At 45.6% G+C, this 25,614-nt stretch carries 24 protein-coding genes; 17 read left to right on the top strand and 7 right to left on the bottom strand.

What is annotated here, in order from left to right:
- From ccpN to KNO75_RS05555, 7 genes are all read left to right on the top strand, one after another.
- Complete coding sequence (gene ccpN / locus KNO75_RS05585; RefSeq protein ID WP_074033362.1) at window positions 1–630, top strand: transcriptional regulator CcpN; 630 nt, start codon at window positions 1–3, stop codon at window positions 628–630.
- Window positions 617–1,459, top strand: a complete 843-nt coding sequence (locus KNO75_RS05580) for a pyruvate, water dikinase regulatory protein (protein ID WP_214820296.1) — start codon at window positions 617–619, stop codon at window positions 1,457–1,459. Before ccpN ends, KNO75_RS05580 begins: the two co-directional genes overlap by 14 nt.
- 127 nt (window positions 1,460–1,586) lie before the next feature.
- Entirely contained in the window at window positions 1,587–3,398 is a 1,812-nt protein-coding gene (dnaG, locus tag KNO75_RS05575) for a DNA primase (protein ID WP_214820294.1), read from the top strand.
- Window positions 3,399–3,433: 35 nt separating this feature from the next.
- Window positions 3,434–4,528, top strand: a complete 1,095-nt coding sequence (rpoD, locus tag KNO75_RS05570) for an RNA polymerase sigma factor RpoD (protein WP_012726640.1) — start codon at window positions 3,434–3,436, stop codon at window positions 4,526–4,528.
- 132 nt (window positions 4,529–4,660) lie between these two features.
- Window positions 4,661–4,999, top strand: a complete 339-nt coding sequence (cccA, locus tag KNO75_RS05565; protein ID WP_012726639.1) for a cytochrome c550 — start codon at window positions 4,661–4,663, stop codon at window positions 4,997–4,999.
- Window positions 5,000–5,095: 96 nt separating this feature from the next.
- Window positions 5,096–5,812, top strand: a complete 717-nt coding sequence (locus tag KNO75_RS05560) for a tRNA (adenine(22)-N(1))-methyltransferase (RefSeq protein ID WP_214820292.1) — start codon at window positions 5,096–5,098, stop codon at window positions 5,810–5,812.
- Window positions 5,812–6,924 carry a Nif3-like dinuclear metal center hexameric protein gene (locus KNO75_RS05555; protein ID WP_214820290.1) on the top strand — a complete coding sequence of 371 codons (1,113 nt, stop codon included), beginning with the start codon at window positions 5,812–5,814 and terminating at the stop codon, window positions 6,922–6,924. Before KNO75_RS05560 ends, KNO75_RS05555 begins: the two co-directional genes overlap by 1 nt.
- Before the next feature lie 44 nt (window positions 6,925–6,968).
- Here KNO75_RS05555 and KNO75_RS05550 read toward each other — a convergent pair whose 3' ends face one another.
- Window positions 6,969–7,922, bottom strand: a complete 954-nt coding sequence (locus tag KNO75_RS05550; RefSeq protein WP_214820288.1) for a 4-hydroxy-3-methylbut-2-enyl diphosphate reductase — start codon at window positions 7,920–7,922, stop codon at window positions 6,969–6,971.
- A 129-nt stretch (window positions 7,923–8,051) separates the two neighbouring features.
- On the opposite strand from KNO75_RS05550, the gene KNO75_RS05545 reads away from it, so the two are divergent.
- From KNO75_RS05545 to KNO75_RS05525, 5 genes are all read left to right on the top strand, one after another.
- Window positions 8,052–9,806 (top strand): sensor histidine kinase, encoded by a 1,755-nt coding sequence (locus KNO75_RS05545; protein WP_251126133.1) that lies wholly within the window; start codon window positions 8,052–8,054, stop codon window positions 9,804–9,806.
- Entirely contained in the window at window positions 9,803–10,741 is a 939-nt protein-coding gene (locus KNO75_RS05540; RefSeq protein WP_214820284.1) for a sugar ABC transporter substrate-binding protein, read from the top strand. Before KNO75_RS05545 ends, KNO75_RS05540 begins: the two co-directional genes overlap by 4 nt.
- Before the next feature lie 61 nt (window positions 10,742–10,802).
- Entirely contained in the window at window positions 10,803–12,146 is a 1,344-nt protein-coding gene (locus tag KNO75_RS05535) for a DEAD/DEAH box helicase (RefSeq protein ID WP_214693072.1), read from the top strand.
- A gap of 81 nt (window positions 12,147–12,227) precedes the next feature.
- Entirely contained in the window at window positions 12,228–13,130 is a 903-nt protein-coding gene (locus KNO75_RS05530) for a deoxyribonuclease IV (RefSeq protein WP_214821692.1), read from the top strand.
- Between the two features lie 3 nt (window positions 13,131–13,133).
- The gene (locus tag KNO75_RS05525; protein WP_214820282.1) at window positions 13,134–13,703 is read left to right on the top strand and encodes a hypothetical protein; all 570 of its coding nucleotides are present in this window, start codon (window positions 13,134–13,136) and stop codon (window positions 13,701–13,703) included.
- A gap of 28 nt (window positions 13,704–13,731) precedes the next feature.
- On the opposite strand, the gene KNO75_RS05520 is transcribed toward KNO75_RS05525, so the two are convergent.
- The 3 genes from KNO75_RS05520 to KNO75_RS05510 all read right to left on the bottom strand — a co-directional run bounded on the left by KNO75_RS05520 (window position 13,732) and on the right by KNO75_RS05510 (window position 17,693).
- Window positions 13,732–13,902 carry a DUF1427 family protein gene (locus tag KNO75_RS05520; protein WP_074033351.1) on the bottom strand — a complete coding sequence of 57 codons (171 nt, stop codon included), beginning with the start codon at window positions 13,900–13,902 and terminating at the stop codon, window positions 13,732–13,734.
- 93 nt (window positions 13,903–13,995) lie between these two features.
- On the bottom strand, window positions 13,996–16,161 hold the full coding sequence (locus KNO75_RS05515) for an RNA degradosome polyphosphate kinase (RefSeq protein ID WP_214820280.1): 2,166 nt from the start codon (window positions 16,159–16,161) through the stop codon (window positions 13,996–13,998).
- 2 nt (window positions 16,162–16,163) lie between these two features.
- Complete coding sequence (locus tag KNO75_RS05510) at window positions 16,164–17,693, bottom strand: Ppx/GppA family phosphatase (protein ID WP_214820278.1); 1,530 nt, start codon at window positions 17,691–17,693, stop codon at window positions 16,164–16,166.
- A gap of 186 nt (window positions 17,694–17,879) precedes the next feature.
- On the opposite strand from KNO75_RS05510, the gene KNO75_RS05505 reads away from it, so the two are divergent.
- The 4 genes from KNO75_RS05505 to KNO75_RS05490 are packed head-to-tail and all read left to right on the top strand — an operon-like array spanning window position 17,880 to window position 21,338.
- Complete coding sequence (locus KNO75_RS05505) at window positions 17,880–18,641, top strand: metal ABC transporter ATP-binding protein (protein ID WP_214820276.1); 762 nt, start codon at window positions 17,880–17,882, stop codon at window positions 18,639–18,641.
- The gene (locus KNO75_RS05500; protein WP_214782324.1) at window positions 18,638–19,495 is read left to right on the top strand and encodes a metal ABC transporter permease; all 858 of its coding nucleotides are present in this window, start codon (window positions 18,638–18,640) and stop codon (window positions 19,493–19,495) included. Before KNO75_RS05505 ends, KNO75_RS05500 begins: the two co-directional genes overlap by 4 nt.
- Complete coding sequence (locus tag KNO75_RS05495; protein WP_214747940.1) at window positions 19,488–19,913, top strand: Fur family transcriptional regulator; 426 nt, start codon at window positions 19,488–19,490, stop codon at window positions 19,911–19,913. The genes KNO75_RS05500 and KNO75_RS05495 overlap by 8 nt, the downstream gene beginning before the upstream one ends.
- Window positions 19,914–19,949: 36 nt before the next feature.
- Complete coding sequence (locus KNO75_RS05490; RefSeq protein WP_214820274.1) at window positions 19,950–21,338, top strand: NAD(P)H-hydrate dehydratase; 1,389 nt, start codon at window positions 19,950–19,952, stop codon at window positions 21,336–21,338.
- Between the two features lie 38 nt (window positions 21,339–21,376).
- Here KNO75_RS05490 and KNO75_RS05485 read toward each other — a convergent pair whose 3' ends face one another.
- A complete protein-coding gene (locus KNO75_RS05485) occupies window positions 21,377–21,961 on the bottom strand; it encodes a hypothetical protein (protein WP_214820272.1) in 585 nt (194 codons plus the stop codon).
- 76 nt (window positions 21,962–22,037) lie between these two features.
- Entirely contained in the window at window positions 22,038–23,159 is a 1,122-nt protein-coding gene (ispG, locus tag KNO75_RS05480; protein ID WP_214693053.1) for a flavodoxin-dependent (E)-4-hydroxy-3-methylbut-2-enyl-diphosphate synthase, read from the bottom strand.
- A gap of 213 nt (window positions 23,160–23,372) precedes the next feature.
- On the opposite strand from ispG, the gene KNO75_RS05475 reads away from it, so the two are divergent.
- The gene (locus KNO75_RS05475) at window positions 23,373–25,073 is read left to right on the top strand and encodes a methyl-accepting chemotaxis protein (RefSeq protein WP_214820270.1); all 1,701 of its coding nucleotides are present in this window, start codon (window positions 23,373–23,375) and stop codon (window positions 25,071–25,073) included.
- A gap of 16 nt (window positions 25,074–25,089) precedes the next feature.
- Here KNO75_RS05475 and KNO75_RS05470 read toward each other — a convergent pair whose 3' ends face one another.
- Complete coding sequence (locus KNO75_RS05470) at window positions 25,090–25,548, bottom strand: hypothetical protein (protein WP_214820268.1); 459 nt, start codon at window positions 25,546–25,548, stop codon at window positions 25,090–25,092.
- Window positions 25,549–25,614: the final 66 nt, after the last annotated feature.

Genomic DNA, 25,614 nt, shown 5'->3' with positions numbered 1-25,614 from the left:
ATGCAACTGAATGAACGCCAACAAAAAATCGTCGAGATTGTAAAAGAAAATGGACCGATTACAGGGGAGCAAATCGCGCAGGAATTATCGCTGACGCGTGCGACCTTGCGTCCGGATCTTGCGATTTTGACGATGACAGGAATACTTGAAGCAAGACCTCGCGTCGGCTACACGTTTGTTGGCAAACGGAATTCGTCGATGCTCCGCGAAAAGCTAGATTCCTTGACCGTTGGGGATTTCATGTCCTCTGCGAAAGTCGTTCGGGATGAGATGACGGTATATGATGCGATTGTTACGCTGTTCTTAGAAGATGTGGGCTCGTTGTTCGTTGTCGGACGTGACAGAGAACTCGTAGGGGTATTGTCACGTAAAGACCTCCTTCGCGCCGCCATTGGGAATCAGGATTTGGATCAATTACCGGTCAACGTCATTATGACACGCATGCCGAATATCACGGTTTGCGAGAAAAGTGAGACATTGATTCGTGCGGGAATGAAATTGATTGAGAAACAAATCGATGCCATGCCGGTCGTTGAAGAAAAGGATGGTAAATTGATTGTTCTCGGTCGGATGACGAAAACGAACATGACGAAAGTGCTCATTGCGTTAGCGAACGATGAGTCGATTTGAGGAGGAAACCGATTTGACTACGAAACAACTCGTTTTTGTGGTAAGTGACTCGGTCGGAGAGACATGTGAGCTCGTAGTCCGAGCAGCGAGTATCCAATTCCATGAGAATGCAATCGAAACGCTCCGAATCCCATTCGTTGAGGATGAGCAGACGATTATCGATGTGGTCACACAAGCGAAGGCGCAACAAGCAATCATTGCATTCACGCTCGTCAATGAAGAACATCGCGCGCTTCTCATGAGGCTCGGGGAAGAACACCAGGTCAAGACGGTTGACTTGCTTGGTGATTTACTCGATGTCTTATCGGGACAACTGAAAGAAGCCCCACGTGAAAAACCGGGACTCATCTATCGCTTGGACGATGATTATTTCCGCAAAATCGAAGCGATGGAATTTGCCGTTAAATATGACGATGGTCGAGATCCGCGTGGTCTGAAGAAAGCCGACATCGTACTCGTTGGTGTCTCACGAACATCGAAGACACCACTGTCTCAATATTTAGCATTGAAGCGATATAAAGTCGCGAACGTCCCGCTCGTACCAGAATCACGACCTCCTGAAGAACTGTTTGATCTACCGGCAGAACGGTGTGTCGGGTTAATCATCTCTCCAGAGAAGTTGATTTCGATTCGAATGGAGCGCCTCAAGTCACTCGGTTTAAAACCGGAAGCGGATTATGCACAACTTGAACGAATCAACCGAGAACTCGAATATGCTCGCGGGATTTATGAACGAATCGGTTGTGATGTGATCGATGTGACGAACAAGGCGGTCGAAGAGACGGCGGGCATCATCTTACGTCATCTTGAACAATCAAAAGACGACTAATGTGCATAAGTGTTTCAATTAGTAATCGTTGCTTTGAGAGGGTATAATAGAGTATTGACAGTACAGTGAAACGGAACGTGATGAGCGTTCCGTTTCGTTGCGAGATTGGAAACAGGGAGTGGTCAAGATGCCACGGATACCAGATGAAGTCATCGCAGAAGTGAAGCAAGCGACCGATATCGTCGAATTGATTGGCGAGCGTGTCGAATTAAAGAAACAAGGACATCGGCTTGTCGGGTTATGTCCATTTCATTCCGAAAACTCACCGTCTTTTTCCGTTTCACCTGAAAAAGGGATGTATCACTGCTTCGGTTGTGGTGCCGGAGGGAACGTGTTCACGTTCGTGATGGAGACGGAAGGATTATCTTTTCCTGAGACAGTCGAGCGCTTAGCAACGCGCGCGAATATTTCAGTAGAGGGTATACAAGGGGACGAAGAACTCACACGTGAACAAGTATGGCGCAAACAAATGCGTGATGCACATCGACTCGTTGCGGACTTGTACCATGAAGTCTTGATGAAAACGGAAGCTGGCGAAGTGGGATTGTCGTATTTGCGAAACCGTGATTTAACGGAAGAAACAATTGCGCAATACAAGATTGGATTTGCCCCAGACCAACGACGCTTTACTGTCGAGTTGTTGGAGCGGCGAGGGTTCGATTTAGAAGTAATGGTTGAGGCCGGTTTAATCTCAAAGTCCAAATCCGGTGAATATTTTGACCGATTTGAAGGACGGGTCGTCTTTCCGATTGCGGATCGAGACGGCACCATCGTTGGCTTCAGCGGACGTGCGATTGATGACCGTCAACCAAAATACGTGAATACGGCTGAAACACCGCTATTCAACAAGAGTGAATTGCTATTTGGCTTCTCTCAAGCCCGGGCACTGATGCGTAAGAAAAAACGAGTCCTCCTCGTAGAAGGAAACGTAGATGTCTTACAAGTCGCGCAAGCGGGTACACAAGAAGTTGTGGCATCACTTGGGACTGCCTTCTCTCCACAGCATGCAAGAGCATTGTCACGAATCGTGGAGGAAGTCATCATCTGTTATGACGGAGACCATGCGGGACAAGAGGCGACTCAAAAAGTCATTCGCTTATTAGAGTCATCCCCGCTCGATGTACAGGTTTTACCGTTACCTGAAAAGACAGACCCGGATGATTATATTCGTCAACACGGGGCGTCGCATTGGCAACAGTTTGTCGAGACGGAACAGTTGAGTGTGCTTGATTTTATGAATCGCATGCTCAGACGAGGAAAAAACTTGAACCGAGAAGGAGAACGGATTCGCTTTATTGAATCTATGCTTGAAGAGATCGGTAAGACAAATGATTCGATTCGAAGAGATTTATATGTGAAAAAGCTGGCGGATGAATTTGAGATTTCGATTGAGACGCTTCGTTCGAGAATCCCTCGTCCGACGTCAAGCGAATCGACACCCGTCCGTACGGTGGAGCCTGCGGAACCTGTACGAAAGCGTTCGAGTAAAACGGGTGAACCACGCTGGATGAAAGCAGAGAAGTATTTGTTACGTGCCATGTTGACTGGACCGGAACAAGTCCGCTTTGTACGCGATCGTCTAGGGCTACGTTATCAGGATGAGACACATCGTATGCTAGGTTCGGCATTGTATGAAATCGTCTCTGAGACGATGACACAAGATGAGTTCGATCAAGTGACGTTACCGTTTATGGAGCGTTACTGCGACCAACGTCCCGATTATGCGATGCGTTTTGCGGAGATCCGACTGATGACTGGACCGGATGAACTGTCTGAAGAGGTTTTAGACGAATACATTCGGGTCATAAACAGTTATGAGGAGCAACGTCAAATCGAGCGTGCAAAAAGGGAAATCGCTCAAGACGCCGAAAGTATTGTTGACCAGGCGTCTAAGCTACAAGAATTGATTGCCCGTAGTCGTCGTCTACGAGAACGATGAACGTGGATGAAGTTTGGAAGGAGTTGAACTGCTAAATGGCAGAGAAGAAGAAAGAGGATTTATTTAACGCCATAGAAGAGCTCGAAAAGTTAGGAAAGAAAAAAGGCGTCGTCTCAATGCAAGCAATTCAAGACCGCCTCAGTCATTTTGAGGTGGACTCGGATTTCATTGATAACTTCATCGAAGATTTAGAAGCGAAAGATATCCGTGTCACAGAGGACGCAGCTGACGCAGAAGAAACACCTGCGAAAAAAGAAGATGAAGAAGTCGACTTAAACGACTTATCGGTACCACCTGGAATTAAAATCAACGACCCGGTTCGAATGTATTTGAAAGAAATCGGCCGTGTCGACCTTCTCAGTGCGAAAGATGAGACGGAGCTTGCGAAACGAATCGAGCAAGGAGACGAAGAAGCGAAAAAACGTCTTGCGGAAGCGAACCTTCGTCTCGTCGTTTCGATTGCGAAACGTTACGTCGGTCGTGGGATGCTCTTCCTTGATTTGATTCAAGAAGGAAACATGGGCCTCATCAAAGCAGTCGAAAAATTCGACTACATGAAAGGGTTCAAATTCTCGACTTATGCGACATGGTGGATTCGTCAGGCCATCACTCGTGCGATTGCTGACCAAGCGCGTACAATCCGAATCCCGGTTCACATGGTCGAAACGATTAACAAATTGATTCGCGTTCAACGTCAATTGCTCCAAGATCTCGGACGCGAACCTTCTCCAGAAGAGATTGCGAAAGAAATGGAACTCACACCTGAAAAAGTGCGTGAGATTCTAAAAATCGCGCAAGAACCGGTGTCACTTGAAACACCGATTGGGGAAGAAGACGATTCACATCTCGGTGACTTCATTGAAGACCAAGATGCGATGGCCCCACAAGATGCGGCAGCCTATGAATTGTTAAAAGAACAGTTAGAAGACGTTCTCGATACATTGACGGATCGTGAAGAAAACGTCCTTCGTCTTCGTTTCGGTTTAGACGATGGTCGTACCCGTACACTTGAAGAAGTCGGGAAAGTGTTCGGCGTCACGCGTGAGCGGATTCGTCAGATCGAAGCGAAAGCTCTTCGTAAATTACGTCACCCGAGTCGTTCCAAACGCTTGAAAGACTTCCTCGATTAAGCTCATATTTGAATAAAGTGTGAAGTTTTAGAAGAAAGGAAGGAAAATGAGTGATTTTCCTTCCTTCTTTATTATTTTTTGAGTAAAATAGTGTTGGATAGAAATTTGGAATGAACATGAGGGGGAACTACAATGCGTAATCCATTGTTACCGTTTGCGGCAATCGCAATCGTCGCAATTATTGCCATGGTATCATTATCGTATTTTGGTGTGAATCAGGCGCAACAAGCGGCTGAAGGTCCAGCAGTCACTGAAATGAACCCAGAAGAGTTATATGCAGCGAAGGGTTGCACAGGTTGCCACGGCGGAAACCTTGAAGGTGGCGTTGGTCCAGCACTTACTGGTGTTGGCGATCGTCTTTCACCAGAAGAAATCGCAAACATCATTGTCAACGGACAAGGTGCGATGCCTGCAGGTCTTGCATCAGCTGAAGAAGCAGAAGTGCTTGCGAACTGGTTGATTGAACAATAAGAAGTGGCGCACTCCGTAGCGGGGTGCGTTTTTTGTTGTCGAAGTGTAAAGAATTCGATACGCTAGGGAAGAAGTAGAACAAAGGAGTTGTCTTACATGCAAGAACGTGTCATCTTGGATCGACGCTTGAAGCAAGTTGTCGATTATATCCCGAAAGGAAGCGTGCTCGCTGATATTGGATCAGATCACGCATATGTGCCATGCTATGCTCTTCAACAAGGAATCATTTCAAAAGGGATTGCTGGCGAAGTAAATGTTGGTCCGATGGAGGCCGCGAAAGCACAAGTGGACTTGATTGGAGCCCGAGAAGTCATCGATGTGCGTCTCGGTGATGGTCTCGCTGTACTACAAGAAGACGAAGCGACATGTATTTCGATTTGTGGGATGGGAGGCAGCTTGATTCGTTCGATTCTTGAAGCAGGCAAGGAGAAGCTTGGTGCAGTCGAGCGTCTGATTCTTCAACCGAATGTCGACGGACAACACGTTCGGAGTTGGCTACTTGAGAACGGATATATTCTCGTTGAAGAAGCGATTGTCGAAGAGAATGATAAGGTATATGAGATTCTCGTCGGCGAAAAAGGGACTGAGACGATGTATAGTGACAATCTCACAGAACGGACTTGGCAACTATTATTCGGTCCATATTTGATTCAGGAACGCCCTGAGGCGTTCAAACTGAAGTGGAGTCGTGAAGCGGATAAGCTCGAATACGTACTCGGTCAAATGGCAGATGGCATTCAGTCAGAGGCGTTAGTTCAAAAACAAATCGAATTCAAACGGATGCGTGACAAAATGAGAGAGGTGAGTCAGTAATGGCGAACGGCAATCAAGTGATCCAGTTGTTTGAAGAGTTTGCGCCAAAGCACTTAGCAGTCGAAGGAGATAAAATCGGCTTGCAAATCGGATCGCTCAATAAAGAGGTGAAGCGGGTCATGGTGACACTCGATGTGCTTGAATCGGTCGTGGATGAAGCGATTGAGAAAAAGGTGGATTTGATCATTGCCCATCATCCGCCTATCTTTAGTCCGTTATCTCAAGTCAATGACCGTTCTACGGCAGGGAAAATCACGATGAAATGTATTCAGCATGACATCGCGGTCTACGTGGCACATACAAATTTAGATGTCTGTGTTGGCGGTGTGAACGATTGGATGAGTGAAGCAATCGGGTTGCACGACACAAAAGTACTCGTACCAACTTATGAGGAGCCAGTCTATAAATTAACGGTGTTCGTGCCGGAATCACACGCAGAAGACGTGTCACGTGCATTAGGCAAAGCAGGTGCCGGACATATCGGAGACTATGCGGATTGTCAGTTCCGTGTTTCTGGAAAAGGACAATTCACTCCTCTCGAAGGAACGACTCCATTCATTGGTAGAGTTCACGAGACAGAACAGGTCGATGAGATTCGAATCGAGACGGTCGTCCGCGAAAGTCAGAAGAAGCGGGTCTTGAAAGCGATGAAAGTTGCTCATCCTTACGAAGAAGTGGCATACGACTTGATTCGAGATGAGATTGAAGGACACGTATATGGGTTAGGGCGCATCGGCCGACTCGAACAATCTGTAACACTTGAAGCGTTCGCTGACCATGTGAAGACGAGCTTTGGAGTGGAAGGTGTCCGTTTCGTCGGAGACCCGAAACGATTGATTGAAAAAGTGGCTGTACTTGGAGGGGACGGAAACAAATATGTCTCCGCTGCACATTTCAAAGGTGCAGATGCTTACGTAACGGGTGATTTATACTTCCACGTGGCGCATGATGCGATGGCGCTAGGGCTCGCGGTCGTCGACCCAGGACACCACGTGGAGAGTGTCATGAAACACGGCGTAGTCGATGTGCTTGCAGAGAAGTTTCAGAAAGCGAAAATCGATGTCGAGCTGATGATCTCCGAAGCGAATACAAATCCGTTCCAATTCAGATGACATCAAAAAATCCCCCATTTTCTCGTTGAGAATGGGGGATTCCTTCACTTACGCAATGCCTTTACTTTCGGTAAGATACTGCGAAGTTCGAGATATGGTGTTTTATCATGTGTACTCAAATCGTCTGGATCATATTGCGACAAGAAATCGATAACCTTTTTCGTAATCGGTGTCGGTGTAGAGGCACCAGATGTCACGGCAACAGTCTCCACACCCTCGAGCCAGTTCAAATCGAGTTCGCTCAAATCGCCGATGCGATATGCATTTGTGCCGGCAATCTCTTTAGAGACTTGCGCCAAGCGATTCGAGTTATTTGATTTTGGGTCGCCGACGACGATTAATAATTCGCAGTCTCCGGCTTGTTCGGCCACGGCTTCTTGACGAACTTGAGTCGCATTACAAATTTCGTTATGCACTTCAACGTGTGGATAGCGGGCCTGAATTGTCTCAATCAATGCGGAGACATCCCATTGACTCATCGTCGTCTGGTTCGTCACGAGAATTTTCCGATCGAATAATCGACTCGGTAACTGATCGATTTCATGGTCGTATTGAATCAAATGAACATGATTCGGGGCGACCCCAATCGCGCCCTCTGGTTCTGGGTGACCATGTTTGCCGATATAGATGACATCATATCCTTCGGCCGTTTTTTCCCGAATCAAGTCGTGTGTGACGAGGACGTCAGGACAAGAGGCATCGACAATCGTCAAACCTTTTTCAATGGCACGTTTCCGAACGAGTGGGGAAATTCCGTGCGCCGTGAAGACGACCGTTCCGCGGTCAATTGTTTCAAGCGCCTGCATCCGATCCTCACCGTCAACCGTTTTGACGCCGAGATCCTCGAACGCCTGTGTGACGTGACGGTTATGGACAATCATTCCGAGTATATGAATCGGGCGTGGCAAATCTGGATTTGCAACCGCCTCATTTGCGAGTTTCATGGCATCGACGACACCATAGCAATATCCGCGTGGACTAATTTTTTTAACTTTCATATGAAGACGAAGGCTCCTTTCGAAGTGCTTTCATACGTATTAGTCTAACATTGTTTCGAAAATACGAAAAGATTTGCGTGTATTCATGCTATAATTTTTAGGTTGGAAAGGAGGGACATCGTGAATCGAATGAAACAGTTACGTGAACTAAGAAAATCATATTTTTTCCAAATTACGTTTATCATCATCATCATTTTAGCACTTGTTATCTCGTCGCTTGCCTTTTCTGCTGATCGCGTCACGGTGTCTCGTGCAGAAGAGCTCGCGAAAGAGCAATTTGACTATGCGATTGACGATAGTATTGAAAATGTCGAGTCCCGACTTGGAAAATTGTATGAGGACCTGGTTTATCTAGGAGCTTACGTCGGAAACGAACCGTGGATTGAAGAGCGCATCCGAACAGGGTATTTAAATCAACGAACTGGTTTTACATCGATTTTTTATTTTGATGTCAGCGAGAATTCGTTTAAATGGTATTCTGAGCGTCAAGTCTCCTCATCTGTCATCAAACGTGATCCCAAGTTCGCAGAAGTATTGACTGCGAGCGGAAAAGAACTATATATGAGTGACCCCATCATGATTAGTGGGGACATGGGAACGTTCTTATACGTTCCTGTCATTGAAGACAACCGACCAATCGGTATTTTTGGCGGAAGCATCAGTGTACTTAACTCTGATTTGTACCGTCGGTCGTTAGAATCAGCGAATGATGACATGATTCTTTACCTGTTAGATGAACAAGGAGAAGTGTTGACGACTTCATTCAACTTGGTCACAGATGCAGAGCGCCGTGTATCGCGTGAAGTCATTGACGACGTGCTAGGACGGAGTACACGTACGATTCTAAGTACGGAAGAAGACACGATGATGTATGAACCAGATGCACGAGTCAGTGGCTGGAGTATGCTTGCAAAACATCAGAACGACTCCGTATATGAGACGGTCTACGATACTCGTTGGCAGTACTTGATGATTGCACTCGTCACATTTTTCTTGAGCATCCTTGTCGGATTGTTGCTCTCGCGAACGTTGACTAACCCGCTCGTCGAACTTGTCAATCAAATCAAGAAGCAACAGTCGCTCGGTGCCATCACGTTAGAGAGAACCGGGTCAAAAGAAGTCGAGACGTTACTGGATACGTATAACGACTATGCCCAACGGATGGAAACGTCAAGGCGTGAACAGTTGAGCCAACAACAATTGATTTTGCATCAAGAAAAGCTAGCGTCACTCGGTCAACTGGCAGCCGGGATTGCCCATGAGATTCGAAACCCGCTCACACCGGTGCATATTACCTTACAGCTGGCACGAGAAGGACAAAGCAATAAAGACATGGTAGACGTCGCCATCAAAGAGTTAGAGCGGGCAAATGATTTAATCTCGACAATGCTGACACTCGCTAAACCCGATCAGGCAGGAAGAGACGAAGAATGGATTGATATGTTAGACTTTGCGAAACGACTCGAATTCTTGATGGATGCTGAATGTTACAAGCGTCCGACCAAGTGGGAATTACTCGTTCCGAATGACATGCCTCCTTTCTATGCCTCGTTCGATATGCTCGTTCAAATCATCTATAACCTGTTCAAAAATGCGGTCGAGGCTGTCGAGTCAAAAGGCGCAGAGGGAAGTGTTGTCGTAACCGTCCTCTTTACGGAGCAGGAATATCGATTCTTAATTGAAGATAACGGGATTGGCATGACGGAAGAACAACTCAAGACAGTCGGTTCGGCATTCAACACGACGAAAGACAACGGAAACGGTCTTGGGATTTACATGATTCAAGAATACTTGAAGAGCGTGAACGGATCGATGGAGATTGATAGCGTCGTCGACAAAGGAACGGCGATGTTGATCAAAATTCCAAGGAGAGATCCATCATGAAAACGCTCAAACACTATTGGCTCTGGTTACCAATCGTTTGGGCCATGACGATCCTACTGATCACATCGATTCAATTACCGGAGCAAAAAACAGATGAAAGAGAAGTCGGATTCGTGTTCGTCAGCGATAAACATGAGCATGCGAACAAGCTGTTAGACTCATTCGTTCATACGGCCAACCAAAAAGGATTTATCCCGATTCCTACGACGAGTGAAGATTCACGCGTATTAGAAAAAGAAAAATTGGACTCCCTGATTGACCGGGGTGTCGAGGCCATCTTCTTGACGACGCTCGATGACACGTTCATCCAACCGTCGTTAGAACGTGCAAAACGAGAAAATATTCCGATTATTGCGATTGACCGGATGATTGATCATCCGAGTATCTTGACTTCGGTCGTCTCCGACAATGTCGATATCGGCCGGATGGCAGCGGAACAAATTGCCGCGAAATATAGCGACCTCGATCGACCGATTCGTGTCGTCGAAGTCAGGGGTACGCCGAAGGTACGCTCCACGATGGACCGCAGTCTTGGGATTCGGGAGTATGAAAAAGCGAATGCCGACCAATTCGAAATCATTGCCTCCATCACGGGGAACTATGATACGTTCCAAGCAGAGATTGAGATGTCACGTTGGTTAGAAGAAGAAATTCCGTTTGATGCCGTCTTTTCGCACAATGACGATAATACGTTCGGTGTCGTTCGAGCTTTAGAAAGTCATGACTTAACGGACAAAACGATTGTATCGGTGGATGGCATTTCTGATATTTATCCACTCATTCAAAATGGAAAGGTCAATGCGACTGTCGTACAATCCCCGAATGAGATGATGGAAGTCGGCTTTAAAGCGCTCGAACAACATTTAAATGGAAAGAAAATTGCCAAGCATTATTATTCGTCGAGTTATTTATATGAAGGCGTGGCAAAAGATTGATTGACAAATGATTTGATTCCGCTATGCTAGGAAAAGTGGAAAGAAACAGGAGGTGTATCGATTGAACAGCTTCCAACAGTTCAAATTGCTACCGTTTATGATCGATGCGTTAACAGAAAAACGCATCACGAAACCGACCGATATACAAGCACGGATTATTCCGGCTGCACTGAATGGTCGAGATATTATTGGGAAATCACAAACAGGAACGGGGAAAACACTTGCGTTCCTATTACCGATTGTAGAAGCAATCAACCCAGAAGAGGAATCTGTCCAAGCGATTGTTGTCGCACCGACACGTGAACTCGCATGGCAGATTCATGAAGAATTAAAATCAATCCTCATTAAGAATCCGGATTACATCAAATCAAGTTTGATTGTCGGAGGAACGGACCGCGAACGTCAAATCGATAAGATGAAAAATCCACCACAACTCATTATCGGGACACCGGGACGAATCCTTGACTTGATGAAAGCACAAGCATTGTTCCCGCATAAAGTGACGCATTTCGTTGTCGATGAAGCTGACCAAATGCTCGATATGGGATTCTTGCCGGAAGTTGACCGCATCGCGCAATCACTTCCAGAAAAACTTCAAACGATGGTCTTCTCAGCGACAATCCCTGAGAAGCTCGAGCCGTTCTTGAAGAGATACTTGCATGATCCACGTTTCGCTGAAGCGAGCCCAGAACATCGTGTCGCACCAAAAATCAAGCACCATGTCATCCCGGTACGTCACCGTGATCGTAAGGAATTGACTGTCGAAATTGCGAAAGCAATCAATCCGTTCGTCTGTCTCGTATTTACGAATACGAAGCAAGAAGCGGATGAATTAGAGACATCATTCCGTGAAGCGGGATTGAATGTCGGTACGTTACACGGGGACATGCAGGCACGTCGCCGTAAACAAGCCATTAAGGACATTAACGATGCGAAGTATCAGTACGTGATTGCTACAGACTTGGCAGCTCGAGGAATCGACATCTCAGGCGTTTCTCACGTCATCAACCATGGGATTCCGAAAGACCTTGACTTCTATACGCACCGTGTCGGTCGTACAGGTCGTGCGGGCGCTTCTGGTGAGGCGTATACGTTGTATGAAGACCATGAAAATGGACCGATCAACCGACTTGAAGAACGAGGGTTCGAATTCACACACGTGGACTTGCGCAATGGTTCGATTCAGCCAATCAAAACACGTCGTCGTCGCCAAACGGACCGGAAGATGAAAGTTTCGCATACGGCACACAGTCGTATGGCCGGTGAAATCAAGAAGGCGAAGAAGAAAGTCAAACCTGGCTATAAGAAGAAATTCAAGTATAAGTTAAAAGAAACGGCTTCACGCGAGCACATGCAACAGCAGCGCTCGGATCGTCGTGCCGCTCGTAAGAAAAACAAGCGTTAATCGTTTGAAGAATCGACTTCTTGGAGTCGGTTCTTCTTTTTGTGTAAACTGAAGATAGAAGCTTATGAAGGGAAGATGATGATGTTAAAAATAGGTTCACACGTTTCGGTATCAGGTAAAAAAATGCTACTTGCAGGTAGTGAAGAGGCTGTTTCATATGGGGCGAACACGATGATGGTGTATACGGGAGCTCCTCAAAATACACGTCGAAAGCCGATTGAGGATTTGAATATCGAGGCTGCACTCACACATATGGCTGCTCATGATATCGAAGAGATTGTCGTCCATGCACCTTATATCATTAACCTCGGAAATACGACAAAACCTGAAACGTTCGAATTGGCCGTTTCATTTTTGACACAAGAGTTGAAGCGTGCTGAAGCACTCCAGGTTGCTCGACATGTCGTTCTTCACCCAGGGGCTCATGTTGGTGCCGGGGAAGAAATTGGTCTTGCTCGTATCATTGAAGGACTGAATGAAGTGTTAACTGGCGACGAACAGGTTAAGATTGCGCTTGAGACGATGGCAGGGAAGGGAAGCGAGCTCGGAAAGACGTTCGAAGAATTAGCAACAATCATAGACGGCGTCACACACAATGACCGTCTCTCTGTCTGTTTTGATACGTGTCACGTCCATGATGCAGGATACGACTTGGTCGGTGACCTAGACGGAGTGATTGAAGAATTCGATCGAATCGTCGGACTTGATCGTCTCGGTGTGATTCATGTGAATGATTCAAAAAACGTGCGCGGTGCGAGAAAAGACCGGCACGAAAATATCGGGTATGGTGAGATTGGATTCGATACATTAAATCGAATCATTCATCATGAGGCATTTGCACATCTTCCAAAAATTTTAGAGACGCCATACATCCCGGTTAGTGAAAAAACGAAAGTGGCACCATATAAACAAGAAATCGAGATGTTCCGTGCGAATCAATTTGATCCTGAATGGCGTGAACGCTTCACGCTTTCTCATCAATAAGCGATGGCGATCCTTCAGGTCGATCCGAATCGATATGATGTCTGGAATGCATTCCCGACCTATTTTCTTGAACAGAGTCCCGTTTATGTGAAAGGGTCCGTGACGACCCCGACAGCGTTCATCGAAGTGGTGGGACATGGGATTGTGGCAGAGGCAGAGGTATTGTTAGAGGAAATGATTGAGCAACCTGACGATCCATACTGGCTTAGCGCTGAGAAGGAAGAGGTGGCGACATATAGCTTGGTCGATTTAATCCAACTTCATTTCCACCATCCGCTTTTGAAAATAGGGATGTATGAGGCGGATGAACCGTACGAGTCGATTCATCAGAAATGGATGGATGGATACCATGTTCCCTCATCGAAATGGACAAAAGAGGGTTATGAAGCGCATTTGTTTCGGGAGAACCTTGTCGCTCCCTATGCTCCGGTGACAACATGTTCGGTTTGTGAAATCAATCTTTTCGAACGATACGGAAACGATGCATCGAAACTGATGGAATATCATCTGCAAGGTGACCACGGAATTTGGGTGTGTCCGACCTGTCATAAAGCGATTCATACGTTAGACTAAAAAAACGATGCCTGTGAGGCATCGTTTTTTAGAATGGCCAATTTGCCACGACGAATTGATACACTTTCATCCCGAGGAAAACCCCGAAGATTCCGACGACACCTGGCAACACCGGTGGGGCAGGTAATGGCAATTTGAGTGCCGTGAAGATGGCACCACAAATCAAGCCAGCGAGTAATGAAAGTAGAATTTCTTGCATGTATAATTCCTCCGTCTCTTCTGATGAAAGCGCTTTATAATGACTGAACCGCATTTATTATACAATGACTTTCTCTTTTTGAGAAGTCTAACATCAGTCATCCGTCATTTTCTCATTTTCAGCTCGGAGTCGTAAAACTTCCCGCTCAGCCCAATTTGAAGGCTCTCGTTCAAATACGCTAGGAATGTTGTTCCAACGCCCTCCGGTATATTGATGAATGATAATTTGAGACTGAATCTCTTCTTCATTATTTTCGCGTTTTACATATACATAACGACCATCAGAACGTTGTCTTCTCGCCTTCACGTTATCGACAAGTTGAAGTGCCATCATATCTTTGATGTACGTTTTATGCGATGCATTGAGGATTGGAAAGAGAATCTCGATTCGCTTCTTCATGTTGCGTGTCATCCAGTCTGCGGAAGAACAGTACAAGTCTTCTTTTCCGTTTTGATAGAAATAAAAAATACGTGAGTGCTCGAGATACCGATCAATGATGGAGATGACTCGAATGTTTTCAGAGACGCCTTTGATTCCTGGTCGTAAGCAACAGATTCCTCGAATAATTAAGTCGATTTTTACACCTGCGGACGAAGCATCATACAATTTTGTGATGATGGCCCGATCTGTAATCGAGTTCATCTTCGCAACGATTTTACCGTTCCCGTACTTCTCGTGTAATTTGATTTCATCTTCAATTTTGTTGAGGAAGAAGTCTTTCATATCATCAGGTGACGTCTCGAATTGGTGCCAAGACGGTCGTTCTCCATAACCGGATAGCCAGTTGAAAAAGTTTGTGGCATCCTCGGCAAGCTCTTCGTTTGTCGTCAAGAGTCCGATATCCGTGTACAGTTTTGCTGTAGAGTCATTATAGTTGCCCGTTCCGAGGTGAATGAATCGTTGCAACACACCACCTTCTAAAATACGTACGACGAGTGTGATTTTTGAATGCGTCTTAAGTTCTTTATAGCCGTAAATGACGTGGGCGCCCGCTTTTTCAAGTTGTTTGGCCCATTGAATATTTTTCTCTTCATCAAATCGTGCTTTCAATTCGACGAGGACGGTCACTTGTTTACCGCTCTCGGCTGCATCGGTCAATGCTTTGATGATTGGGGAGTCTCCAGAGACCCGATACAGCGTCTGTTTAATCGCCAATACGTTCGGGTCTTTAGCGGCTTGGACGATGAATCGTACGATTGGATCGAACGAGTGATACGGGTGGTGAAGCAGATAATCTTGTTTAGCGATACTTTGGAATAAATCTTTTCCAGATTCGAGACCTTCCGGGATAAATGGAATCAACGTCTCATTGATCATGTCGTCATATTCCATCCCGATTTGACTATATATACCGAACAGGAAGGTCAGGTCAATCGGACCATCCACAATGAAAATGTCACGATCGTGCAAATCAAGCACGTCTTGAAGCATGAATAACAGCTCTTTTCGTAATGAGCGCTGCTGCACTTCGAGTCGGATGGCGACCCCATAACGCCGTTTTTTCAGCTCTTTTTCGATTTGTTTCAACACATCACGACTCCCTTCCTCATGGAAGGGCATATCCGCGTTACGGGTGATTCGGAACGGCATCGTCGATTCGACGACAAACCCTTTAAATAAGGAATCGATGAATTGAATAATTAAATCCTCCAGTAAAATCAAATCGGTATGTTCCTCGTCGTCCGTAGGCAGTTCAAGATATCGTGGAAGGACGGAAGGAACTTGCACAAGGGCGAGTCGTTTTTTTCCTTCGCCATTCGAAGCGATTTCGACGGCAATATTCAATGATTTTGATAATAGCATCGGGAAAGGACGATAGGCATCGACTGCAATCGGTGTGAGAACCGGGAAGACGTGTGTACGGAAATACTCTTTCACGAATTCTTGTTGTGTCTTGTTCAGATGTTTCGTGCGCAAAAAGCGTACGTTTTGATTGGATAATTGTTTCGTGATTTTCTTATACGTCGCATATTGTGTCTCGACAAGTTCTTGAGCACGCATCGAGATGGCTTTAATCTGTTGCTTCGGAGTGAGTCCTGTCTTGTCTTCCGGACGGTTAAACCCTGCGAGCACCTCATCTTTTAAACCTCCGACACGAACCATATAAAACTCATCTAAGTTTGAACTGAAGATTGCTAGGAACTTCAAGCGTTCCATGAGCGGATTTCGATCGTCCACCGCTTCTTCGAGGACACGTTCGTTGAAATCGAGCCAGCTAAGTTCCCGATTGTTGAAATGTTCGTACGTATAGTCGGGCATGTTTATTCCTCCTCGTTCAAAACAATCTCAATCGATTGGTCGATTGCGCGTTCTAAGTGTTTTTTATGTCGAGTGCTTCGTTGCAACTCAAAGCGGGCAGACCCGTTCGTATCAAGTGAGAGTGTAAGACCATCCTTTGAGCTAGAGACGTGGATGTCCGTGACGATTTGACGCTCGGTCAAATCGAGCGCGTCGACAAGTTTGACAATCGAACCGAGTAATTCAAGACTCTTCAACAACTTGTGGTCAAACCACTTCGGAAAGGCCTCGATATGTTGTTCTAACACGCGTTTTGATTTAAATGATGTAACGAGCGCGAGTGCGAGCCGGTCTTCATTATTCAACCCTTTAAAATCATTCGTCGTGATCAAATGGAATGTGTGATCGCTCTTATTGTTATGGTCGATATATTCACCGACATAGGCGAGACGACAAGCACCCTCGAGTAGACCCGGCTCGAACGGTTTTGGTTTGATGGCTTTCTCTTCAATGAGTCCGGTATACAGCTGACGAGCCAATCGAATCAAGTGTTGGTGACGGGTCGGGTTCACATCATATTGCTTTTCAAAATGTCGAAAGCTTTCTTCTTTCACATCGGCGAACCGCACTTTATCATGCTCATGTAAATAGTTCTCATAGAACAATCCTTCTCGAAGTCCGTTATTGCTCATCGTGAATTCCGGAACTTTCAAATATTTCGCAAGCTCACCGATGGCTGTGACAGCCGGGGCGATGATGTCGACCCGATCTTTTGACAATCCATCTAATCGTCCGAGTTGCTTACTCGACATGCCGACGAGTTCATCCACGACTTCTTCGAGTTGATCGGATGAAATCGTATATTGATGGATTCCTTCAAGTGGGAAATTCGACATGGTCTGTTCGACGCGAACTAAGTTACGTGCTGTTCCTCCGACGCCGACAAGCGGAACACCATGAGGTTCTAACCATTCGATTTCCTTAAATGCTTTTTTTAAGTATGAGGTCAACGCTTTGCGTTCGTCTTTTGTCATCGTATCGTCTTTCATGAACTCTTTCGTCAAGGTGACAGCACCAAACGGGAAGCTATGATAAAAGACAAGCTCACGATTCTGGAAATAGGTGACCTCCATTGATCCCCCGCCGATGTCGACAGAGTAACCGTCTTCAACATACGTCGAATTGACAATGGCAGAGTACCCATAGAATGCTTCTTCATAATCACTTAGCAAGCGAATCGTCATACCCGTAGCGTTTTTCACTTGCTGTAAGATATCATCCGAATTGTTTGCATTTCGGATGGCCGCTGTCGCGACAGGAAGCACATCGGTAACGGTGTGATAATCGTTCAATTCTTTAAAATGGCGTAGCGTATCGATCAAAGCAGCGATTCCGTCCTCTGTCATTTCATTCGAGTCACTAATATGACTAGATAAACGAGCGACTTCTTTCACATTTAGGCGCTCGAAATATTGTCCTTCCTCGTTGACTTCAAAGATGACATTCCGAATCGAGTTGGATCCGATATCGATGACTGCAAGTTTCTTTTCCATAAAACCATCCCCTTCATATCCTTAGTGTAATCGACAAGGTTTTGAACGAACATATGATTTACGTGAATTTAAAACATTTTGATTTGCGAAAACGGTCTCGCTTGAAGGCGTGTCGGATATTCTGTATAATACAAACGCCTAGAAAGTAGAAATGATTACGATTTATAAAATGAGAGAAGGGATTAGATGACAGCATCCGTCGTCAAATTAAATGATGTGTCTTATTACTATGATGGGACACCGGCCTTACAACAAGTTTCGATTGATATTCGACAAGGGGACTTCGTCGCCATCGTTGGAGAAAACGGTTCTGGGAAGTCGACATTAATTCGAACGATTCTTGGTTTACTACAACCACAACAAGGATCCGTTGAACTGTTCGGCAAGCCAATTTCGCAGTTTAAAGACAAGTCTCGTATCAGTTACGTTTCCCAAAAAGCGGCTTCATTTAACTCGGGATTCCCGGTTACCGTTGAAGAAGTTGTGGCGATGGGGAGATATGGCCGCCTCGGTTTATTCAGACGTCTAAAAATAGAAGACCAGGCAGCGATTCAAAATGCGCTTGAGACAGTCAACATGTGGCAGTTTCGCCATCGTAAAATCGGGGACTTGTCAGGAGGACAACAACAACGTGTCTTTATCGCGCGGGCAATGGTCAATCAACCTGATTTATTGATTTTAGATGAGCCTACGGTTGGTGTGGACCAGAAACACTTACAAGACTTTTATGAAGTGCTGCATATGCTCAGAGAACATACGACGTGTACATTCGTCCTCGTCACCCACGATTTAAACGTCGTGACGGACCTCGTCACGAAAGTCGTCCATCTCGACCGTGGGCGTTTGGCGTGTAATTGTGGTCTTCGAGAATATAGCGAACTCGGTGAACTGGCGTCATCTATTAAGCCATATCCCGTGAAAGTGCTTGTCCATGAGGGTACAACATGATTGCAGACCTTTGGACATACAGTTTTCTACGTTATGCGTTCATTGCAGCGCTTGTCATTGGTTTTACAGCACCGCTCATCGGCTCGTTTATTGTCGTCAGACGAATGAGTTTGATTGCTGATGCCCTGTCCCATATGACGCTTGCCGGTATTTCATTCAGCTTATTTCTCGGGCAATACATCGCCTTATTTGCTGATCTCAACCCGCTCTATATGGGAACGTTGATTTCGGTATTGGCGGCGCTCGGGCTCAATTGGTTACGAAGTAAATATGTTCACTTTCAAGAATTATCGATTCCCATCATGATGTCAGCTGGGATGGGACTGAGTGCTATTTTCATCTCGCTCTCAAGAGGATTCTCCGTGGATTTGTCGACGTTATTATTCGGATCTATCTCTGCAGTGAGTCAGTCAGATATCACCTTGATTGTCAGTGTGGCGATTTTAACGGTCCTTGTAATCTTTATCTTCTATAAACAGTTATTGTTCTTGTCATTTGATGAAGAACAAGCGAAAGTCTCGGGACTTCCGAGCACAATGCTCCATATGTTGTTCATGTTCATAGTGGCACTTGTCATCGCTGTCAGTATGCGAATCGTAGGTACGCTTCTCGTATCAAGTTTGATTACGCTACCTGTCGCAGCGGCGTTACGTTTCACTTCAAGTTTCAAACAGACAATCCTTTGGTCCATCATCTTTGGTGAAGTTGCGACAATCGGCGGACTCGTCCTCGCTTACGACCTTGATGTCGCACCAGGTGGAGTCATCGTATTGATTGCGGTCGGTATCTTGGCGGGTGTCATGATTCTTGAGAAAGTGATGAGTTTCAGGAAAAAGGAGGTACAACATGAATGAGACTGAACAATTGAATCGTCTTCGTGCATCTTCTTTAAAAGTTACGCCGAAACGTCTTGAGATGTACGCCTTTCTCTCTGAAGAAGATCGCTATGTCAGCGCCAAAGACGTACTGGAATACATGCGCGATAAGCATCCGACGATGAGTTTTGATACAGTTTATCGAAACCTCAAATCTTTTGCTGAGGAAGGGCTACTCGAAGCGACAGAGCTTGAAGGCGAAAAGTCGTTTCGCGTCACATGTAGCGCATCGCACCATCATCACCATTTGATTTGTCGAAGTTGCGGAAAGACAAAACTACTTGATTTGTGTCCGATGCGTTTTGTAGAGACAGTGGATCCTGAATTTGAAGTGGTCGATCATAAATTTGAGATATATGGGTATTGTAAAGAATGTAAGCAAAAGGGATTGAATTGATTCAATCCCTTTTTTGTATCGAAAGGGGGAAGTCAGATGATTTACACAGCGAAAGAAATCAAACAGATCGATCAAACCGCCAGTCAAAACGGGATGCCCGAGACAGTATTGATGGAACGAGCGGCTTCGGCAATCGTGCCGAAGATGCAGATAGATTCCTCTTCAACAATTCTAGTGATTTGTGGGAAAGGCAATAACGGCGGAGACGGATGGGTTGTCGCGAGAGAACTTGCGGTGAAAGGTCACAACGTGAGCGTTTGGTCACCACTCGGTGAAAGTAAATCTGATGCGGCATCGACACACGCGACTTATGCGGCATCATTCGTTCAAATTATTGAGCAACCGATTGCTACGGACGTCATCATTGATGCGTTGTTCGGTGTCGGACTCTCAGGACCCGTTTCAGGAAAAGCGAGAGACGTCATTGAATGGATCAATGAACAATCGGCAGAGGTATTGTCGATTGACATTCCTTCCGGTATGCCGAGTGACCACGCTCGTGAGTTTGATGGTCTGGCTGTTCAGGCGGCCCGTACTTATTCTTTACATGGCTATAAGCGGACAGCTTTTTTAAACCGCACTGCCCCTTATTTTGGACAGCTCGAACGAATCGATATCGGGCTCCCGCATACATCGGACTGGAACGTATTGACCGAATCTGATTTTGATCAATCGCTTTTAGAGAGAGACCGATTCAGTCATAAAACGGATTATGGGCACGGCATATTGATTGGGGGGAGTCGTCATCTCCTCGGAGCCCCATTTATGGCGGGTCGCGCAGCACTTCGTTCCGGGATTGGCTTGTTAAACCTCTCGATTCCAAGGGAGGCAAGTCCTCTCATTTCGACGTTACCCGAAGCGATGTACGACCAACATACGGACCGTTTAGAAAAAACATACGACGCGATTGCAATCGGTCCTGGAATGGTGGAAGGCGAGGGTTTGGACTTGATTTGGCAACAAGTGACTCGGCAATCGTGCCCCCTCATCGTTGACGCAGGTGCACTATCGACAAGGCGACTTGAAGCACGAGGACCGCTCATCCTCACGCCGCACCCTGGTGAATTTTCAAAATTGACAGGTCGATCAGTTGAAGAAATTGAAAGTGACCGCTTCACCATTGCTGCCGAATTTGCGAAACAGCACCGTGTCCATTTGATTCTAAAGGGCACATATACCCTCATCGTGGCACCTGACGGAACAGGCGCCGTCAATACAGTGGATGCTTCTGCCTTAGCCAAAGGAGGGAGCGGCGACGTGTTGACAGGAATTTTGCTCGCATTATGGGCGAGAGAAGGTGGGTCATGGTCACCAAATGAACAAGCAGTCCTTTGGCACGCGCTCGCAGCTAAATCGATCAGTCAAACGATTCATCCAGCAAGTGTACTCGCAAGCGACGTGATTGAAGAACTTGGTCGTATATAAAAAGAAGACATTCCCGTTAGCTGAACGGGAATGTCTTTTTAGCGTTGGTTAAGAAGTATTTGTTTTTCGATATGCGCAATCTGGTGATGCGCTTCACGCCATGTTGAGATACGTGTCACACCTTCAGGTAGCACTTTCCGATTGTAAGGTGCATCGAACAATAGGACGGGGATAGACGTTTCTTCGTGGATCGATACCGCATTTTCATAACGGTCCTCCATGAATAATTCGAGTGACAAGTCTTTGACGACATTGATTTTATCGTGTGATCCGGTCATCACGAGTGAATCGAGTGGAAGTCGGTGACTCGTAATCCATTCTTCTGTAACAGGACGAACCGCCTCGCTTCTTGCAGTGACGTAGTGAAGGTGATGTTGTTGTTTCAACTCCCATAATACGTCCAATACATCGGAATGGGGAAGGGATCGACGATAGATTGCTTCCTCATGTCCTTCTTCAATCATAAACTTCCAAAACTCATGCTGTTCCATCGTGGTGTACGTATGCAGCTCATACTCCGTCGCACGATGATAATCAATGGAATACCCAAGTGATTCATTCATATATATAAAGCAACTTCTAGGGTCTGTTACGGTCCCATCTAAATCAATGCCGATTCGCATCTCATCACTCCTCCTCACATGCCCTCTATTCTATCAAAAACCCGCACGGTTGCAACCGTGCGGGTAAGGTGATTCATTAGTTTGATTGATTGGCAAGCTCTTGTTCTTCGCGCTCGCGTTCAGCGATCTTCTCAGCAGCAATCGCGTCGATTTCTTTTTTCAATTCCTCAACCATTGTTGCTTCAGGAACTTTACGGATAATCTTACCGTGGCGGAAAAGAAGACCTTCATTGCGGGCACCGGCGATACCGATGTCAGCCTCACGTGCTTCACCAGGACCGTTTACAGCGCAACCAAGAACAGCAACTTTAATGTTGACGTTAATGTTTTGGATGTATTCCTCTACTTCTTTCGCGATCGAGATCAAATCGATTTCGATTCGACCACATGTCGGACAAGAGATTAATGTTGCGGCATTTGCTGCAAGACCAAATGACTTGAGCACTTCTTTCGCAACTTTTACCTCTTCGACTGGATCATCTGAAAGTGATACTCGTACCGTTGAACCGATTCCGAGTGAGAGGATTGCCCCAAGTCCTGCTGCTGATTTAAGTGAACCAGAGAAAAGTGGACCTGATTCTGTGATCCCGACATGGAGCGGGTAATCAAACGTCTTCGCGGCGAGCGTATACGCCTCAAGCGCCAAGTTCACGTCAGAAGCTTTGAGTGAAATGATTGTGTTATAGAATCCGAGATCTTCGAGAATTTTCACGTGGTGCATCGCACTCTCGACCATTCCTTGTGCAGTCGGGTAACCATACTTTTCAAGGAATTGTTTCTCGAGTGACCCGGCATTAACACCGATTCGAATCGGAATTCCTTTTGCCTTCGCGGCGTTTACGACCGCTTCTACTTTTTCCCGGCGACCGATGTTACCTGGGTTGATTCGAATTTTATCGACGCCACTTTCGATGGCTTTTAGGGCAAGCTTGTAATCGAAGTGAATATCGACAACGAGCGGGATGTTAATGCGGCTCTTGATTTCAGCGAGTGCGTCAGCTGCACGTTCGTCTGGACATGCCACGCGAACAACCTGACACCCAGCTTCTTCTAGACGCTTAATCTCGGCGACAGTTGCCTCGACGTCGTGAGTTTTTGTTGTAGTCATAGATTGAATGACGACTTCGTTCGATCCTCCGATAATCAAATTACCGACGCGAATCGGACGAGTTAATGAACGATGCAAAATTTCTGACATATACGTAATCTCCTTCTTTTGGAAAGATTCCAATCGATTTAAGAAAATAAGGTTTCTTCATTATCATAACGAAAAGAATGTGAAAAAGCATCTAGGATGCGTAACGGATGTGTGCTCTTTACAAACTCTAACGTTATCTTAACATCTACTTCATAATTTTCCACCGTCTCAAGACCGATATAAAGGCGAGAATAGAAAAAGAGGTGGCAACATATGAAATGGGGCTTCAAACGGAATCAAATGAAGGAAGCGAGAGAAAACAATCGACCGAATCGACATTATAAAATGGCACACCGCCTCCAATGGACGCTCATGCCGCTTATTTTACTAGTCTTTATCATGACGTTTGGTTGGTTCGCATTAAAGTCTGAACAACTCTTGTCCGCAGAAATCGAGCAACGTCTCGTCCGGGAAGTCACGGTCATGCGAGAAGCGGTAAAGACATCCTACAGTGCATACGTTGCAAACGAAAAGCAACTGAATCGTTCATTAAAATCTACTTATATGCAACAAGCTTCTATTCTATCGGGGGATGAATTCGAAGCCGCACAATTTTTAGTGCGTGGACAGTCTATTGAGCAATTGAGTGGACCAAAAGGGATGGAGAGAACAGAAAGCCTGGAGAAAGTCGCATCGAAGACGAAACCGGAAGTGACAGAAACGGAGCGATACTTAATGGCATCTATCTCCATTCCTGAGTTAAAAGCGGATTATGTTCTCGTCGTAACGAAAGAATCGACACTTGGTCCGATGAATGAGCTACGACGATTGATCATTTATATCTTATTGATTTCGATGATCGGGATGGCAATCCTATTTACACGATTGATTCAGCGCGAAGTCAGACCGTTGAGTATACTTGCCAATTCATTGCGTTATGCCGTAGAATCGCGCCGATTCGATGATGTGTCACTCGGAGCAAAATCAAAGGAGATTCATATTCTCGAAACCGAGTTCAATATATTCATTCATTTATGGAATCAATCTATGGAAATGATGGGGAAGACGGCAAATGCGTTCCATCAAAGTCTTCCTGTCTTTAAACGGGAATTGATGAATAGTCATCATCAAGTGGAACAGTTCCAAGAAGTCGCAACCACTGTAGAACATACGAGTGATTCCTATCAGATGGTAACGAGCGACTCTACATCAAAAATGAAGGAAGTGACCGAACAAATCGAAATGCTTGGACGTCAAATGGACAGTGTCGATGAGCGGGGGAATCGCTTGAAGTCCATTTTACATGAAGAACTTGAAACATTTTCTTCTGTCAAAAACGCAAGTGAGTATGTTGAACACCAAGTGGGAAATATTCAGCAAAAACTAATCGAAAGCGAAGCCAACTCGTCAAAAGCGGATGAAGCGCTGAAGAGTATCCTCTCGGTTTCGGCAGCCACAAAGATGTTATCGCTAAACGCATCAATCGAAGCGGCAAGAGCGGGCGAGCATGGGAAAGGATTTGCTGTTGTTGCCAGTGAGGTGGGGAACTTAGCGAAAATGACAAATGAAGCGACACTTCTCGCGGTACATGCAATCGAAGCGCTGAACGAGGAGCGAAAGGATTTGTTAGTGGAAGTCAATGACTTTATCAATCAAGTACATGGATTAAAAGATGCCGTTTCACGAGTAGAGAGCGGAATTGGAACGATTGATCACGAAATCAAAGTGCAGTTAGGTGAGTTTCAAACCATTACGGATCATACCTCACACACAGGTAGACAGCTTTTACACTTAATCGAATCAAATGAGCAACTACGAGAAATCAGTTCGTTACTTGAACAAAAATTAGGAGAGCTGAGCGAGGGAGTCGATCGATGGTCATACGTTCAATCTGCCTTACGTTCAGCAGGCGCAGACTTAGAAGGTCAAAGTGAAGCGTTAAATCGAACGCTTAAGGAACTTTCTCCAAAATAAAAACAACGACGAGCGTTCACGAAAACGTTCGTCGTTGTTTTTTTTGAGGCACTTTTGTTAATGGATAAGTGATATATCCAAGTCCAATCACAAAGCCAATCGATATCAATGAAGGGTTCATGTGATACAAAATCACTAATAAAATCGTTGGAACGAGTGTCATCGACACTGCGTATGGCCAAGCTTGGCGGTAAGCCCACATGTTTTTGGAATAGACTCTTGTAAATAATTGAACATATAAAGCCATGAAGGCGACCCAGATTAAATAGAAAAAGAAGATGGCGAATCCGTGTAAGAAGAGCCACATCGGAATGAAAAAGTCAGGACGAATCACAATAAAGTCCAAGACGGTAATGAGTAACGTCAACACAAAAGTGGCTCCCATATAGGCGTGAAGCGGAGCGAGGCGGAGGCGGAGGGCTCGTTTTGACGGCACTACGCTCGTTCGAATAAACGTAAAAATGGTGGACAACATGCTAAAAACTCCAATCTGTTATATTACAGTATGCGTATAAACGATAAAATTAGTACAGTGTTTTAA

Source organism: Exiguobacterium sp. s35 (genome assembly GCF_018617535.1).
GTDB classification, from domain to species: domain Bacteria; phylum Bacillota; class Bacilli; order Exiguobacteriales; family Exiguobacteriaceae; genus Exiguobacterium; species Exiguobacterium aestuarii.
Note: the sequence above shows the minus strand (reverse complement) of the source record. Positions and strands in the feature narration are given on the sequence as shown.